This is a genomic window from Faecalitalea cylindroides (assembly GCF_028321995.1).
GTDB lineage: Bacteria > Bacillota_I > Bacilli_A > Erysipelotrichales > Erysipelotrichaceae > Faecalitalea > Faecalitalea cylindroides.
On the sequence record NZ_JAQLXG010000001.1, the window covers coordinates 237,480 to 251,663 of the forward strand.

At 31.2% G+C, this 14,184-nt stretch carries 15 protein-coding genes; all 15 read left to right on the forward strand.

Features of this window, described 5'->3' with window-relative positions; translation table 11 throughout:
- Window positions 1-2 precede the first annotated feature (2 nt).
- The 15 genes from PND65_RS01250 to tnpA all read left to right on the forward strand — a co-directional run bounded on the left by PND65_RS01250 (window position 3) and on the right by tnpA (window position 13,894).
- Entirely contained in the window at window positions 3-734 is a 732-nt protein-coding gene (locus PND65_RS01250) for an ABC transporter ATP-binding protein (RefSeq protein WP_081683682.1), read from the forward strand.
- A gap of 4 nt (window positions 735-738) precedes the next feature.
- Window positions 739-1,515, forward strand: coding sequence for an ABC transporter permease (locus PND65_RS01255; protein ID WP_271989817.1), 777 nt, complete (start codon window positions 739-741; stop codon window positions 1,513-1,515).
- Window positions 1,516-1,535: 20 nt separating this feature from the next.
- The gene (gene rfbD / locus PND65_RS01260) at window positions 1,536-3,224 is read left to right on the forward strand and encodes a dTDP-4-dehydrorhamnose reductase (RefSeq protein WP_081683683.1); all 1,689 of its coding nucleotides are present in this window, start codon (window positions 1,536-1,538) and stop codon (window positions 3,222-3,224) included.
- A 2-nt stretch (window positions 3,225-3,226) separates the two neighbouring features.
- Entirely contained in the window at window positions 3,227-4,387 is a 1,161-nt protein-coding gene (locus PND65_RS01265; RefSeq protein WP_271989815.1) for a MerR family transcriptional regulator, read from the forward strand.
- Window positions 4,388-4,491: 104 nt separating this feature from the next.
- Window positions 4,492-5,430: an S-layer homology domain-containing protein gene (locus PND65_RS01270; protein WP_271989813.1), complete on the forward strand. Its 939-nt coding sequence runs from the start codon at window positions 4,492-4,494 to the stop codon at window positions 5,428-5,430.
- Between the two features lie 48 nt (window positions 5,431-5,478).
- Entirely contained in the window at window positions 5,479-5,889 is a 411-nt protein-coding gene (locus PND65_RS01275) for an S-layer homology domain-containing protein (RefSeq protein ID WP_271989811.1), read from the forward strand.
- A complete protein-coding gene (locus tag PND65_RS01280; protein WP_271989809.1) occupies window positions 5,886-6,437 on the forward strand; it encodes a hypothetical protein in 552 nt (183 codons plus the stop codon). The genes PND65_RS01275 and PND65_RS01280 overlap by 4 nt, the downstream gene beginning before the upstream one ends.
- 94 nt (window positions 6,438-6,531) lie before the next feature.
- The gene (rfbA, locus tag PND65_RS01285; RefSeq protein ID WP_035400190.1) at window positions 6,532-7,431 is read left to right on the forward strand and encodes a glucose-1-phosphate thymidylyltransferase RfbA; all 900 of its coding nucleotides are present in this window, start codon (window positions 6,532-6,534) and stop codon (window positions 7,429-7,431) included.
- Complete coding sequence (gene rfbC / locus PND65_RS01290; RefSeq protein WP_271989807.1) at window positions 7,428-7,991, forward strand: dTDP-4-dehydrorhamnose 3,5-epimerase; 564 nt, start codon at window positions 7,428-7,430, stop codon at window positions 7,989-7,991. Before rfbA ends, rfbC begins: the two co-directional genes overlap by 4 nt.
- A gap of 4 nt (window positions 7,992-7,995) precedes the next feature.
- The gene (locus tag PND65_RS01295) at window positions 7,996-8,376 is read left to right on the forward strand and encodes a GtrA family protein (RefSeq protein WP_271989805.1); all 381 of its coding nucleotides are present in this window, start codon (window positions 7,996-7,998) and stop codon (window positions 8,374-8,376) included.
- 11 nt (window positions 8,377-8,387) lie between these two features.
- A complete protein-coding gene (rfbB, locus tag PND65_RS01300; protein ID WP_035400180.1) occupies window positions 8,388-9,422 on the forward strand; it encodes a dTDP-glucose 4,6-dehydratase in 1,035 nt (344 codons plus the stop codon).
- A 20-nt stretch (window positions 9,423-9,442) separates the two neighbouring features.
- Window positions 9,443-10,465, forward strand: coding sequence for an acyltransferase family protein (locus PND65_RS01305; RefSeq protein ID WP_271989803.1), 1,023 nt, complete (start codon window positions 9,443-9,445; stop codon window positions 10,463-10,465).
- A 15-nt stretch (window positions 10,466-10,480) separates the two neighbouring features.
- The gene (locus tag PND65_RS01310) at window positions 10,481-12,013 is read left to right on the forward strand and encodes a glucosyltransferase domain-containing protein (RefSeq protein WP_271989801.1); all 1,533 of its coding nucleotides are present in this window, start codon (window positions 10,481-10,483) and stop codon (window positions 12,011-12,013) included.
- A gap of 123 nt (window positions 12,014-12,136) precedes the next feature.
- The gene (locus PND65_RS01315; protein WP_271989799.1) at window positions 12,137-13,069 is read left to right on the forward strand and encodes a glycosyltransferase family 2 protein; all 933 of its coding nucleotides are present in this window, start codon (window positions 12,137-12,139) and stop codon (window positions 13,067-13,069) included.
- Window positions 13,070-13,423: 354 nt separating this feature from the next.
- Window positions 13,424-13,894 carry an IS200/IS605 family transposase gene (tnpA, locus tag PND65_RS01320; protein ID WP_271989795.1) on the forward strand — a complete coding sequence of 157 codons (471 nt, stop codon included), beginning with the start codon at window positions 13,424-13,426 and terminating at the stop codon, window positions 13,892-13,894.
- Window positions 13,895-14,184: the final 290 nt, after the last annotated feature.

Consider the following 14,184-nt stretch of genomic DNA (forward strand, 5'->3'; position numbering starts at 1 on the left):
GAATGTCTGAAAATTCTATTGAAATTAGAAATATGTCTAAATCTTTTAAGATAATGTATGATAAGCCATTAACTTTAAAAGACAGACTCATTTCTTGGAAGAGAAATAAATATGAGATGCGAACAGTTTTACATGATATTACATTAGATATCAAAAAAGGGGAAACTGTTGCTTTAATTGGAGTCAATGGTAGTGGAAAATCAACACTATTAAAAATAATGACAAAAATCCTTTATCCTAATAAAGGAACAGTTAAAACATATGGTAAGCTTTCTTCGTTATTGGAATTAGGTGCAGGATTTCATCCTGATTTTACAGGAAGAGAAAACATATATTTTAATGCAGCAATTTTTGGCTTAAGTAGACAAGAAATCGATAAAAGAATGGATGAAATAATCGAATTTTCAGAATTAGGAGCTTTTATAGATAATCCAGTTCGTGTATATTCTTCAGGAATGTATATGAGATTAGCTTTTTCGATTGCGATAAATGTGGATGCTGAAATCTTGTTGATTGATGAAATACTAGCAGTTGGAGATCAACATTTCCAAGAAAAATGCTTTAAAAAATTGGAGGAACTAAAGAATAGCAATAAGACAATAGTTATTGTCACTCATAACTTGCAGCAAGTAAATGAATTATGTTCTAGAGCGATATGGGTTCAAAATGGTGTCATTAAACTTGATGGAAATCCAAAAGAAGTGGTTAAAGCTTATTTAGAGGAATGCAGGTAATTTTATGGAAGAAATAAGAGAAATTATTCAATATAGAGAATTTTTAAAAACAAGTGTACAAAAGGATATCCGTGGAAAGTATAAAGGATCTTTTTTTGGAGTTTTATGGTCTTTTATTAACCCTTTATTACAAGCGGTTGTATATGCTGTTATTTTCCCTTATATTATGCGTACACAAATTGAGAATTATTTGGTTTATTTGATTATTGGTATTATCGCTTGGACTTTTTTCACAAATGTAATTAATGCGGGAATGATGGTTATTCAAATGAATGCAGGAATTATAAAAAAAGTGTATTTTCCAAGAATTATTTTGCCGTTATCATCTGCCATCAGTGGGGTGGTTAATTTCCTGATTTCTTGTTTAGTTATTCTTTTGTTCTGCATTTTCAATCCATCTATAGGAATTAGTTGGCATATTATTATTTTACCTTTGATTACTTTTATTCAATTTGTACTAAGTCTAGGTATTTCTTTAGCATTAAGTGCAATTAATATTTACATAAAAGATACACAATATATTATCCAATTCGTATTAAACCTAATGTTTTATGCAACACCAATTTTATATACTGTAGACATTTTTCCTGAATCATTAAGATGGGTTTTAATGTTAAACCCGATGGCTGGTTTAGTAGATGCATATAGATGTATTTTTATGTATCATACAATTCCTGATTTTTCCGTTTTAGCTTATACATGCGTTGTATCCGTTGTGCTCTTTGTTATTGGATTAATAGTTTTTAGAAAATTAGAAAAAGGTTTTGCTGAAGAAGTATAGTAGAAAGAAGGCGAGAATTCATGAAAATACTAGTTACAGGTGCTAATGGACAATTAGGAAGAGCACTTCAAAAAGTATTAATAAATGAAGAGATTGAGTTGCTTTTAACTGACACTAAAGAAATGGATATTACAGATGCGAATTCTGTAAAGAAAGTCTTTAATAAATTTGAACCAGAAATAGTTATTAACTGTGCGGCATTTACAAATGTTGATAAATGTGAAACGGAAGAAGAATTAGCATTTAAGATTAATGCGGAAGGTCCTAGAAACTTGGTTAAAATGTGTCTTGAATATGATGCTTGTTTAGTCCATATTTCTACAGATTATGTCTTTGACGGAGAAAAATCAGAACCATATGATGAAGAAGATATTCCAAATCCTCAATCTGTGTACGGGAAAAGTAAATTGCTTGCAGAACAAATCATTTTAGAAAATATGAGTAAATACTTTATTATCCGTACAGCCTGGATGTTTGGTGATGGAGAAAATTTTGTTAGAAAAGTGGTTCAGAATGCTAAAAATAAAAATGAAGTAACGGTTGTGGATGATCAATTTGGCTCTCCAACAAGTTCAATGGAATTAGCTAAAGTTATTAATCTATTGATTTCTTCTAACAAGTATGGTATTTATCATGCATCTTGTGAAGGTTATTGTAACTGGGCACAGTTTGCAGAACAAATATTCGAAGAATTAAATTTAAATGTTAAAGTAAAACATGTTAAATCAAATGAATATGTTTCAAAAGTAAAACGTCCAAAAAATTCGATTTTGACTAATAAAAAGCTTTTAGAAAACTTTAATTATAAAATGAAAGATTGGCAAAATGCTTTAAAAGACTATATTAGTGGAGGTTATGTTATGAGTGATTTAACAAAGAAAGTACTAGTTACAGGTGCAAATGGATATTTAGGAAGACATGTAGTTAAAGAATTATTGAATCGTGGATATGAAGTTTTAGCTGCAGATTTTAGATACGATGGTGTTGATGAAAGAGCTATAAGAGTAGAAGAGCCTATTTTTAGTGGAAAAGAGAATATTTACGAATTAATGGGTAAACCAGATGTTTGTATTCATTTAGCATGGAGAAATGGATTTGTACATAATGATGATTCGCATATATTAGATCTTCCTAGTCATTATACATTTATTAAAAATATGATTGCTGGTGGATTAAAGAGTATTAGTATCATGGGTACTATGCATGAAGTTGGTTACTGGGAAGGAGCTGTTGATGAGCATACTCCTACAAATCCTATTTCACTATATGGTATTGCTAAAGATGCATTGCGAAATATAACTTTTAATTTAACTATGAACAAAGACGTTTCTGTACATTGGTTAAGAGCGTATTATATCATGGGAGATGATTTAAAAAACAATTCTATATTCTCTAAACTTGTACAGGCAGAACAGGAAGGAAAAGAAAAATTCCCATTCACATCAGGAAAAAATAAATATGACTTTATTACTGTTCAGGAATTAGCTAAACAAATTGTTGCTGCATCTGTACAAGATCAAATAACAGGAATCATCAATGTTTGTACAGGAGAGCCGATTTCTTTAGCTGATAAAGTGGAAAGTTTTATTAAAGAAAATGATTTTAAAATAAAATTGGAATACGGAGCTTATCCGGATAGACCATATGATTCTGATGCTATTTGGGGAGATGCTACCAAAATTAGAAAAATTTTAGAAAATGAAAAATAATTATGAACGATAAAATGTATTCAACTGGAAAATTTGCAAAACTGGCAAATGTTACAGAAAGGACAATTCGTTATTATGACAAAATAGGGTTATTAAAACCCTCTTTTGTTTTATCTAATGGTTATAGACAATATACCGATTCTGATTTATTAAAACTACAAAAAATATTATCGTTAAAACATCTAGGTTTTTCAATAGAAGAGATTTTTCCGATTGTTTTAGAAGATCAAGATATTAAAGAATCATTTCAAATGCAAGTAGAACTACTTGATTCAAGAATAAAACACATGAATTTGATAAAAGATTCTATGGAAGCAATGATTATGACTCTCGATACAGGTAAAATCGATTGGGGAAAAGTGATTTCATTAATTCAATTATCAAGCGATGATAATAATGTTGTTGATCAATATAAAAATGCGAAAAATCTAAATGTTCGTATATCATTGCATGATATGTATTCCCAAAATAAACAAGGTTGGTTTCCGTGGATTTTTCATCAAATAGATTTTTCAAAGGTTAATCGTCTCTTAGAAGTGGGTTGTGGAAACGGAAAGTTATGGAAAAATCATAGTATTGATTTGAGAAATAGAGAAATATTTTTGTCAGATTCATCTCAAGGTATGGTTGATGAAGTTAGAAAAAGTTTAGGTAATGATTTTAATTGTTTGGTATTTGATTGTGAAAAAATACCCTTTAAAGATGGATATTTTGATGCAGTTATTGCTAATCATGTATTGTTTTACGCAAGAGATATAAATATAGCTTTAAAAGAAATAAAAAGAGTTTTGAATACAAGAGGAATTTTGTATTGTACTACTTATGGAAAGAATCACATGAAAGAATTGGATTCGTTGGTAAAAGGGTTTGATAATAAGATTGAATTATCCGCTAATAAATTGTTTGATGTTTTTGGTATAGAGAATGGAGAAACTATTCTATCTAAATATTTTAAAAAAGTTGAATTTAAAAAGTATGATGATTATTTGTTAGTTGATAAATCAAAACCAATAATTGATTATATTTTAAGCTGTCACGGAAACCAAAACGAATTAATAGGTCCGAGAATCAATGAATTTCGACATTATGTAAATGGTGTTTTAAAAAAAGAGAAGAATTTAAAGATTACCAAAGATGCAGGGATGTTTATATGTTACATATAAACATTTGATCATATAGGTGATATTTAATTTGTGAAAAGACATATAAGCAATTGATTATTTTGTGAATGTAAAGTATTATTACAGTATTAAAAATAGGAGGGTTTATGAAAAAAATAGTGAAAACATTTATTTTGTCAGCTTTAAGCACATTGTTGGCATGTAGTTTAAATGTAAGCGTTATGGCAAATACAACAGATCCTACTGTTGAACAGGAATTAATGATTTCTACTTCTGAAACAAATATGGGTACTTTGACAATTAAATTTTCTCTTTTTGATTCAGATAATTGGACAGAGCCTACACAAACATTTGATAAGATTGTTGAGAATGTCGATCTTTCAACACTTACAGATATTAACGTATTAGGCAAGATTGTTGAGGCGTATACACCTGAAGGATATGAAATCATGGAAGGGAAAGGATCCACAGGGCCTTCTTATTGGTTGATTAATGAAAATACTGCTGTAGCGTATGTTTATGAAAAACAACTTAAATTTACAGATGTTACCTCTTCAGATTGGTTTTATTACTCAGTAACATATGTCTATGACAATGGACTGATGACAGGATTGAATGAAACGACCTTTGGACCATATGAAAACCTAGCCAGAGCACAGTTTGCCGTTATCCTTCACAGGATGAATGGTTCACCGGATATGGAATATACAAACAAGTTCCCAGATGTAGCCGATAATCAGTGGTATACGGATGCAATCTTATGGGCCAATGAAGCCGGTGTTGTAGGCGGATATACCGATACAGGAAAGTTTGGTCCTGGAGACAATATCAACCGAGAACAGATGGCCGTGATGATGTATCGATATGCGAATTATCTTGGATATGATACAAGTGCAAGAGCTGACATAAGCAAATATACAGACGCCGGCAATGTAAATGAGTTTGCCAAAGAAGCGATGTCCTGGGCAGTAGGAACCGGGATCATCACAGGAAAAGAGAACGGAACGAAACTGGACCCACAGGGGAATGCGAGCCGTGCTGAATGTGCGACAATCATCATGCGATTTGTTGAAAACTATAAGTAGATCTTAGATGGTTAACCTTCCTTTTAAAAAGAATGGAAAGGGATATGTATGAATAAAAAGATAAAAAATTTTTTGAATTGTTTTTTGATTGTTGTGGTGACTTTATCAATGGTGAATCCCGTTTTTGCACAGGGGATGCCATTTACAGATGTTCCAGAAGGAGCATGGTTTTATGATTATGTTAAGTATGTTAACGACCATGGGCTGATGACTGGGTTGAATCCTACGACCTTTGGACCAACGGAAAACTTAGCAAGAGCGCAGTTTGCAACTATATTGTATAGACAAAGTGGTTCACCACAAGTTACTTATACAGATAAATTTCCAGATGTTCCACAAAATGAATGGTATACAAACGCTGTATTATGGGCTAGTAATGCCGGGATTGTAACAGGCTATACTGATACAGGAAAGTTTGGGCCCGCAGATCCAATTATCGAGAACAAATTGCAGTCATGATGTATAGATATGCACAGTATCTGGGATATGATACAAAAAAACAACAAAAGTTATATATATTTCATGATGGAGGCTATGTTAATAGTTTTGCTACTGAGGCATTAGGATGGGCCAGTGCCAAAGGGATTATTACAGGTAAAAATTATGGGACTCTTCTAGATCCGCAAGGATATGCTATTCGTGCAGAATGTGCAACAATCATTATGCGTTTTGTGTTATATGGAGAAAAGGGGTGTCCGTTAGAGCCTTATACTCCTGTGTATGTTTCCGGAACATCAATAGATCAATATGGGAATGAAGTTTATCCAGGACCATGGGAAGGTCACTATCAAGTAAGATTTCCTGGAGAGTCAATATTAGAAATATTGGAAACTGAGATACAAAACGATGGAAGGTTTTTTAAAGATATGCACGAAGCAGGGGATATTGCTAATAAAGAGATAATGGATGCAATTACACAAGGAGACTTTTCTCATCCAATGGGATATCAATTAGGAACTATATATTATCTTGGACAGAAATGGTGGCAAATTATTTGGAAAGAATAGAATAAAAAGTTTGTGAAAATTGAAGAATATTTATCATACTTGACCCTTACGTAACGTAAGGGTTTAATATTGAAATATAAGGAGGACTTTTCTTATGAAAGGTATTATTTTAGCAGGGGGTAGTGGAACTCGTTTATATCCACTGACAAAAGTAACAAGTAAACAATTATTACCAATTTACGATAAGCCAATGATTTATTATCCGATGTCAATTCTTATGCAGGCAGGAATTCGTGAGATTTTAATTATTTCTACACCGGATGATACACCTAGATTTAAAGAGTTACTAGGTGACGGACACCAGTTTGGGATTGAGCTTTCATATAAGGTACAGCCAAGTCCAGATGGATTGGCCCAGGCATTTATCTTAGGTGAGGAATTTATTGGAAATGACAGCTGTGCCATGATTTTAGGAGATAACATTTTCCATGGTCACGGTTTAACAAAACGTGTACGTGCTGCGGCAAAAAAAGAAAAGGGAGCAACAGTGTTTGGCTATTATGTTGAAGATCCTGAACGTTTTGGTGTTGTTGAATTTGATGAAAACGATAAGGTTATTTCGCTAGAAGAAAAGCCATTACATCCAAAATCTAATTATGCAGTCACTGGTTTGTATTTTTATGACAATAAAGTTGTAGAATATGCAAAGAGTTTAAAACCTAGTGCCCGTGGAGAATTAGAAATTACAGATTTAAATAGAATTTATTTAGAGAATGATGAATTATCTGTCACTTTGTTAGGAGACGGTTTTACTTGGCTAGACACAGGGACGCACGAATCTTTAGTTGATGCGACAAACTTTGTTAAAACTATAGAAGAGCATCAGCATAGAAAAATCGCTTGTTTAGAGGAAATTGCATATGATAATGGTTGGATTGATATAAAACAACTTGAAGAGACATATGAAATTTACAAGAAAAACCAATATGGTGCTTATTTAAAGAAAATTATGGATAGAAAATATATTAAAGGTGAGGAGGAGTTTAAAGGATGAAAGTAACAGAAACAAAGATTCCTGGTGTATTAATTATTGATACAGATGTATTTGGGGATCATAGAGGTTATTTTACAGAAACATATTCAAAACCTAAATATGAAAAAATGGGAATAACTGTTGATTTTGTTCAAGATAATATGTCTTTTAGTGCACAAAAAGGAACTCTACGAGGCTTGCATTGGCAAAATCCACCTTATGCACAATCTAAATTAGTATCTTGTACAAAGGGAAAAGTTATCGATGTTGCGGTAGATATTCGTAAAGGAAGCCCCACTTATGGTCAATGGGTTTCAGTTGAATTAAGTGCAGAAAACCATAGACAATTCTTTATTCCGCAAGGATTTGCGCATGGTTTCTTAACATTGACAGATGATGTAGAATTCAGATATAAAGTGGATAATGTATATAATAAAGAGTCTGAAGGCGGTATGCGATATGATGATCCAACAGTGAATGTTGATTGGGGTCAATTGTTAAACGGTATCGAACCAGTTTTAAGTGAGAAAGATAAAATCGGACCTACATTAGAAGAGTCGAATAATCAGTTTGTTTATTAGGAATATGAAAAAAATTATTAATCAATTAATAAAATTTGGAGTTGTTGGAGGAATCGCCTTTCTAATTGATTATATAATATTGTATATATGTACAGATTTTTTGGGTGTATACTATTTAATATCATCACTTATATCATTCTCAATTTCAACAATTTTTAATTATTATGCTAGCGTAAATTGGGTTTTTGATGTAGACGAAAATAAAAGCAATACAAGAAAGTTTACTTTATTTATTATTTTTAGCGTGATTGGATTAGGTATTAATCAGTTGATTATGTGGCTTGGTGTTGATCAATTAGGTATTTATTACATGATTGTTAAATTAGGAGCAACAGCAATAGTTATGATTTTTAATTTTGTTACCAGAAAAATGTTTCTAGAATAGGAGGAAAAAAGATGAAATTTTTAGTAACAGGTGGAGCAGGATTTATTGGTGGAAACTTCGTTCATTACATGGTGAACAAATATCCAGAAGATATGATCGTAAATTTAGATAAATTGACATATGCTGGTAATTTGGAAACTTGTAAACCAGTTGAAGATAAACCAAATTACAAATTTGTTAAAGGGGATATTGCGGATAGAGAATTTATCTTCGATTTATTCGAAAAAGAAAAATTTGATGTTGTTGTTAACTTTGCAGCAGAATCTCATGTAGATAGAAGTATCGAAGATCCTGAAATCTTTGTTAAGACAAATGTTATGGGAACAACAACATTATTAGATGCTTGTGTAAAATATGGTATCAAACGTTATCATCAAGTTTCTACAGATGAAGTATACGGAGATCTTCCTTTAGATCGTCCAGATTTATTCTTCACAGAGGAAACACCACTTCATACTTCAAGTCCATATTCTAGTGCAAAAGCTAGTGCAGATTTATTCGTATTAGCTTACCATAGAACATATGGTCTTCCAGTAACGATTTCTCGCTGTTCAAATAACTATGGACCATATCATTTTCCAGAGAAATTAATTCCATTAATTATTTCTCGTGCTTTAAATGATGAAACTATTCCAGTATACGGTACAGGAGAAAATGTTCGTGACTGGTTGCATGTATATGATCACTGCACTGCAATTGATTTGATCATTCGCAAAGGACGCGAGGGTGAAGTATACAATGTTGGTGGTCATAATGAAAGAACAAATTTACAGGTTGTTAAAACAGTTTTAAAAGCGTTGAACAAACCAGAGAGTTTGATTACATTTGTTACGGATAGAAAAGGACACGATATGCGTTATGCAATCGATCCAACTAAATTAGAAACAGAATTAGGTTGGGAACCAAAATATACATTTGACACAGGTATTCCAATGACTATTCAATGGTATTTAGATAACAAAGAATGGTGGGAAAACATTATCAGTGGTGAATATCAAAACTACTTTGATAAAATGTATGTAGAAAAAGGAAGAGCTAGTAAATAAGTAACATAAGGAGAGACAAAATGAAGAAAAGATTATTCTATCTTGATTTTGTTAGAGCTATTGCAGCAATATCTATTATTTTGATTCATTTTAATGCAATTTATCTTTATGCAGGGGCAGAATACCTGAATAATGTAGTTCTAACAACTTCAGCCTTTAATGTATATTTAGGTAACTGGGGAGTTTCACTATTCTTTATTATTTCAGGTTGTTCTTTGATGTATGTATATGGCGATAAATTTGATTGTAAAACATTTTATAAAAAAAGGTTCTTTTCCATATATCCGATGTTTTGGATTGCTTATATTCTTGGCTTTGCATTTTTGTTTCTTGTACATCATGGAATGTTTATGGCGGCTCCTAAGTGGACTATCTTACTAACTATATTGGGATTTGATGGTTATTTTGCTGGAGATATTCCCACTTTCTATATTTTAGGTGAATGGTTTTTAGGATGTATAATTTTACTTTATATATTATTTCCATTACTAAGATACTTGATAATAAAGTATCCAGAAATAACTTTCGGAACAAGTTTAATAGTATACTTTATATTTATTTTGTTTTACCAAGGAAGTTTTGCTCCTGCAAAAATCATTTTCATTAGACTTCCAGAATTTTTATTTGGTATGTATTTTGTAAAATACATCAAAAAGGTTAATATTCTTCCGTTAGTATTATCGATATTAGTTTTACTTTTGAATCAATTTATTAAACCAACATTTGATGGCTCATTACAAACAACCTACATTGGAATTGCATCGTTTTTGGTTTTAGTATATATATCTGATTATTTAAATAATAAATACATACAAAAAGTGTGTAAGCTGATTAGCAAATATTCATATGCAATATTTCTAGTTCATCATGTTATTATCACTGTGGTAATGGGATATATCGGATTAAATAATGTGTATCCTATTAAGAGTTATATAGTATTTTTAATTTGTTTGGTTATAATCTTCATATGCGCTTATCTGCTTTATCATTTACATTCGTATATAATGAGAATGATAAATTCAACTTTTATGTCAAAACAATGAATGAGAGGGAAATGTATGGGAAATAAAATAAAAGAATTTTGCTCGCATAACATTTTTAATATATTATTTTCTTGTTTAATGATATTGTCTGTATATGGGATAAAACTATTTAATTTAGTGTTATCAATAGATAATGAGGCTGCTATCTCGGTTCCAGAATCATTATATAGTGCATGGTTATCTATGGGAAGATGGGGATTAGTTGCAATTAAGAGGATAACAGGATTTGATTTTTATAATCCCTTTTTATCAACATTCTTTTTTATTTTTTTAATTGGGTTATCTGTGATTCTTTGGGGGATGTTATTTTCTAAATATATAGATAATCCCAATTTTAAGAAATTTTATTGGATTTTTCCGGTTATATTGTTCACTTCTCCAATAATGGCGGAGCAGTTTGGATTTTTGATGCAGGCGTTTGAGGTCTTATTTGCATTTGATTTATTGGCGATTGCTATATATTTTATATATAAATTTTTTCTAGAAAAGAGAAATTATCTATATTTGGTAGTTAATGTCGTACTAGTTGCATTCAGTTTCTCTGTATATCAAGCACTGACTACAGTATACGTTACAGCTATGATTTGTATATTTATATTGATTTTAGATCTTAATAAGAAAAAATGGCATTTCAAGAATTCTGATTTATGGAAAATGATTCTAATTTTTATAGTTTTGTTTTTTGTTGGGTATCTTATAAATTTGTTAATAACACAATTATTGTTTAATATCTTTGATATTCAAGCTACAGACTATACGGATGGTCAAATTCAATGGGGTAAAGCTAGCTTTTTAACTTGTTTGAAAAATGTCTTATTTTTTATTGTATCTGTTATAAGAGGAGATACAATTTTCTATTCATTTTCATATTTAATAGTTTTAATTTTAGTTTTGTTTGATTTATTTCAAAATATAAAAATGTTCAAAGGGCAATATGTACTGTATTTTTTATCTAGATTTGCTTTATTGATTACTCCTTTTTTAATGGGACTTATTCTTGGAGCGAATCCATCAAAACGTGTGGTTCTGAGCCTTCCTTTCATGTTGGCGTTTACTTTAATGTATTTATTGTGTCATAAGAATAATGATAAAAAAGCATTAAAAGTTTGTTATGTCTTGATATCAATTTTAATTGGTTTTAGTCAAATTCAAACTTCTGCAAGATTATATTACACAGAGTTTGTAACGAATAAAGAACAAGAAAGAATAGCGGCTAATATTTCTGATCAGATATATGAAATCACAGGGACTTATAATCCGGAAGAGCCCGTGATTTTCATAGGCAGCTTGAATCTAAATAGAAATAATAGTTGTTATCAAAGTGGAGATTTAGAATTGGTTGGTAGATCCTTTTTTGAAGTTTCTTTTTCTCCATCGCATGGAACTTATTTAATGCAGAATTATTTGAAAACAATAGGTATTAATTATATTTATCCAACAGAGGAACAAATAAATGTTGCGATTACATCTCAAGAGAACATGCCTGTATGGCCGAACACAGGATGTATACAACAGGTTGGGGGTGTTATTGTAGTAAAATTATCTTAAAAAGATTTTTATAAATTCACGTGTATTCGTATGTTGTTTCTTTTATTTTTTAATGTTGAATTTTAAACAAAGAACTGTGTTAGATGTTTTGTGATAAAAATATATGCAGAAAGAAGGTGTCTTGTGGAAAAAATTACTGTAATTGTTCCTTGTTATAATGAAGAGGAAGCTTTGAATTATTATTATGCGGAAATGAATAAAGTGATGGGAGAATTATCGGAGTATGCTTTTGAATTATTGTTTATTAACGATGGCTCTAAAGATAATACTTTAGGAATTTTAAAATCTTTTTCTCAAAAAGACGAAAGAGTTAAATATATTTCTTTTTCAAGAAATTTTGGAAAGGAAGCAGCCATGTATGCTGGGTTTAAGAATAGTACAGGAGATTATGTTTGCCTGATGGATGCAGATTTGCAGGATCCACCTAAACTGTTGCCTGTAATGTTAAAAGCAATAAAAGAGGAAGGTTATGATAGTGTTGCTACGAGAAGAGTAACAAGAAAAGGAGAGCCTCCTATAAGATCATTTTTCGCACGTCTTTTTTATAAAATTATGAATTTTATATCAGATACAGAGTTAATGGACGGAGCTAGAGATTATAGACTGATGACAAGGCAGTTTGTAAATTCTTTGCTAGAGTTGAGTGAATATAATAGATTTAGTAAAGGATTATTTGGTTGGGTTGGTTTTGAAACTAAGTGGATTGAATTTGAAAATGTTGAAAGAGTTGCGGGTGAAACGAAATGGTCTTTTTGGAAATTATTATTGTATAGTATTGAAGGTATTGTAGCTTTTTCAACTGCTCCTTTAGCTATATCGTCGTTTATTGGAATATTAATGTTAGTTGTTGCATTGTTACTCATTGTATTTATTGTTGTTAGAACATTGTTATTTGGTGATCCTGTAGAAGGGTGGCCATCACTAGTATGTATTATCTCTATGATAGGTGGTATACAACTTTTTTGCATAGGTATCTTAGGACAGTATTTATCAAAAACTTATTTAGAAACTAAAAAAAGACCTATTTATATTGTTAAAGAGAGTAAATTGAAATAAATTTATCATTTTCAATTATAGTTCTGATGTGCTTGGTTTATAATTGAGTTTAAAAATATTGAAAATTATTTTAAAATGTAATATTCTATGCTGACTCTTGTTTAGATTATAATTTTGTTAAGTAGGAATTATTTAAAAAATTTCCTGTAAAGATAAAGTTTTTTCCTTGATCAAGGTATTGGTTCAATATTTTACAATTTTAACGGCCAATGGATTAGGTGATATGGAAATCATAATCAAGTATACTGACGAGATAAATACAATTTAGAGATTAGGATTAAAATCTTAATATATATTCTTAAAGTCAGAGAACTATTAACCCCTAAAGTTAAAAAATGAAATTCAGGAACTGTCATGAGCAATTATACTGATGACTTACATAGTCTATCACATACAAAATGGAACTGTAAATATCACGTGGTGTTTGCACCAAAATACAGAAGAAAGGCATTTTATGATGCACGCAGATTGGAGATTGGAAAAATACTGAAGGATCTGTGTGCATGGAAGGGTGTGAACATCATTGAAGCAGAGGTCTGCGTGGATCATGTGCACATGTTGTTGGAAATACCGCCAAAGATGAGTGTATCCGGATTCATGGGATATTTGAAAGGAAAGAGTAGTCAGATGATCTATGAGAAATGGGCGAATGTACGATTCAAGTATAGAAATCGAAACTTTTGGTGCCGTGGATATTATGTAGATACGGTTGGGAAGAATACAAGAAAGATACAGGAATATATCGCGAATCAACTAAAAGAGAACCAAAGTTTCGAACAACTGGAATTAGAGTTCGAAGATCCGTTTACGGGAAATAAGAGATAATGCTCGCCGCAGACCACATAAGCGCTGTAAAGCGCAGCTTTGAGAGCAGGGCTATGCCCGAAACTGAAAAACCACCAGCTAGGCTGGTGGATATTTATTATATTGGTCTTGCTCCTTTTTTCTTTCTATGTTTTTACATTAATTGTCTTACTTATTTTAAAATGGACCCTGTAAAACGGACACCAGAAAAAAACCACCCAGGTGGGTGAAACTGAGGGTCTAACAGTTGAGTAGTTTTTGAACTACTTTGGACTATTAGTCCCTTTTTATATGTGTATGAACCCCTAAAT

What these genes read in the sequence shown, in the direction of transcription:
- PND65_RS01275 (WP_271989811.1), top strand. Translation starts at nt 5,479, where the DNA reads ATGAATAAAAAGATAAAAAATTTTTTGAATTGTTTTTTGATTGTTGTG.
- PND65_RS01265 (WP_271989815.1), top strand. Translation starts at nt 3,227, where the DNA reads ATGAACGATAAAATGTATTCAACTGGAAAATTTGCAAAACTGGCAAAT.
- PND65_RS01295 (WP_271989805.1), top strand. Translation starts at nt 7,996, where the DNA reads ATGAAAAAAATTATTAATCAATTAATAAAATTTGGAGTTGTTGGAGGA.
- PND65_RS01305 (WP_271989803.1), top strand. Translation starts at nt 9,443, where the DNA reads ATGAAGAAAAGATTATTCTATCTTGATTTTGTTAGAGCTATTGCAGCA.
- rfbC (WP_271989807.1), top strand. Translation starts at nt 7,428, where the DNA reads ATGAAAGTAACAGAAACAAAGATTCCTGGTGTATTAATTATTGATACA.
- PND65_RS01270 (WP_271989813.1), top strand. Translation starts at nt 4,492, where the DNA reads ATGAAAAAAATAGTGAAAACATTTATTTTGTCAGCTTTAAGCACATTG.
- PND65_RS01255 (WP_271989817.1), top strand. Translation starts at nt 739, where the DNA reads ATGGAAGAAATAAGAGAAATTATTCAATATAGAGAATTTTTAAAAACA.
- PND65_RS01280 (WP_271989809.1), top strand. Translation starts at nt 5,886, where the DNA reads ATGATGTATAGATATGCACAGTATCTGGGATATGATACAAAAAAACAA.
- rfbB (WP_035400180.1), top strand. Translation starts at nt 8,388, where the DNA reads ATGAAATTTTTAGTAACAGGTGGAGCAGGATTTATTGGTGGAAACTTC.
- tnpA (WP_271989795.1), top strand. Translation starts at nt 13,424, where the DNA reads ATGAGCAATTATACTGATGACTTACATAGTCTATCACATACAAAATGG.
- rfbD (WP_081683683.1), top strand. Translation starts at nt 1,536, where the DNA reads ATGAAAATACTAGTTACAGGTGCTAATGGACAATTAGGAAGAGCACTT.
- rfbA (WP_035400190.1), top strand. Translation starts at nt 6,532, where the DNA reads ATGAAAGGTATTATTTTAGCAGGGGGTAGTGGAACTCGTTTATATCCA.
- PND65_RS01250 (WP_081683682.1), top strand. Translation starts at nt 3, where the DNA reads ATGTCTGAAAATTCTATTGAAATTAGAAATATGTCTAAATCTTTTAAG.
- PND65_RS01310 (WP_271989801.1), top strand. Translation starts at nt 10,481, where the DNA reads ATGGGAAATAAAATAAAAGAATTTTGCTCGCATAACATTTTTAATATA.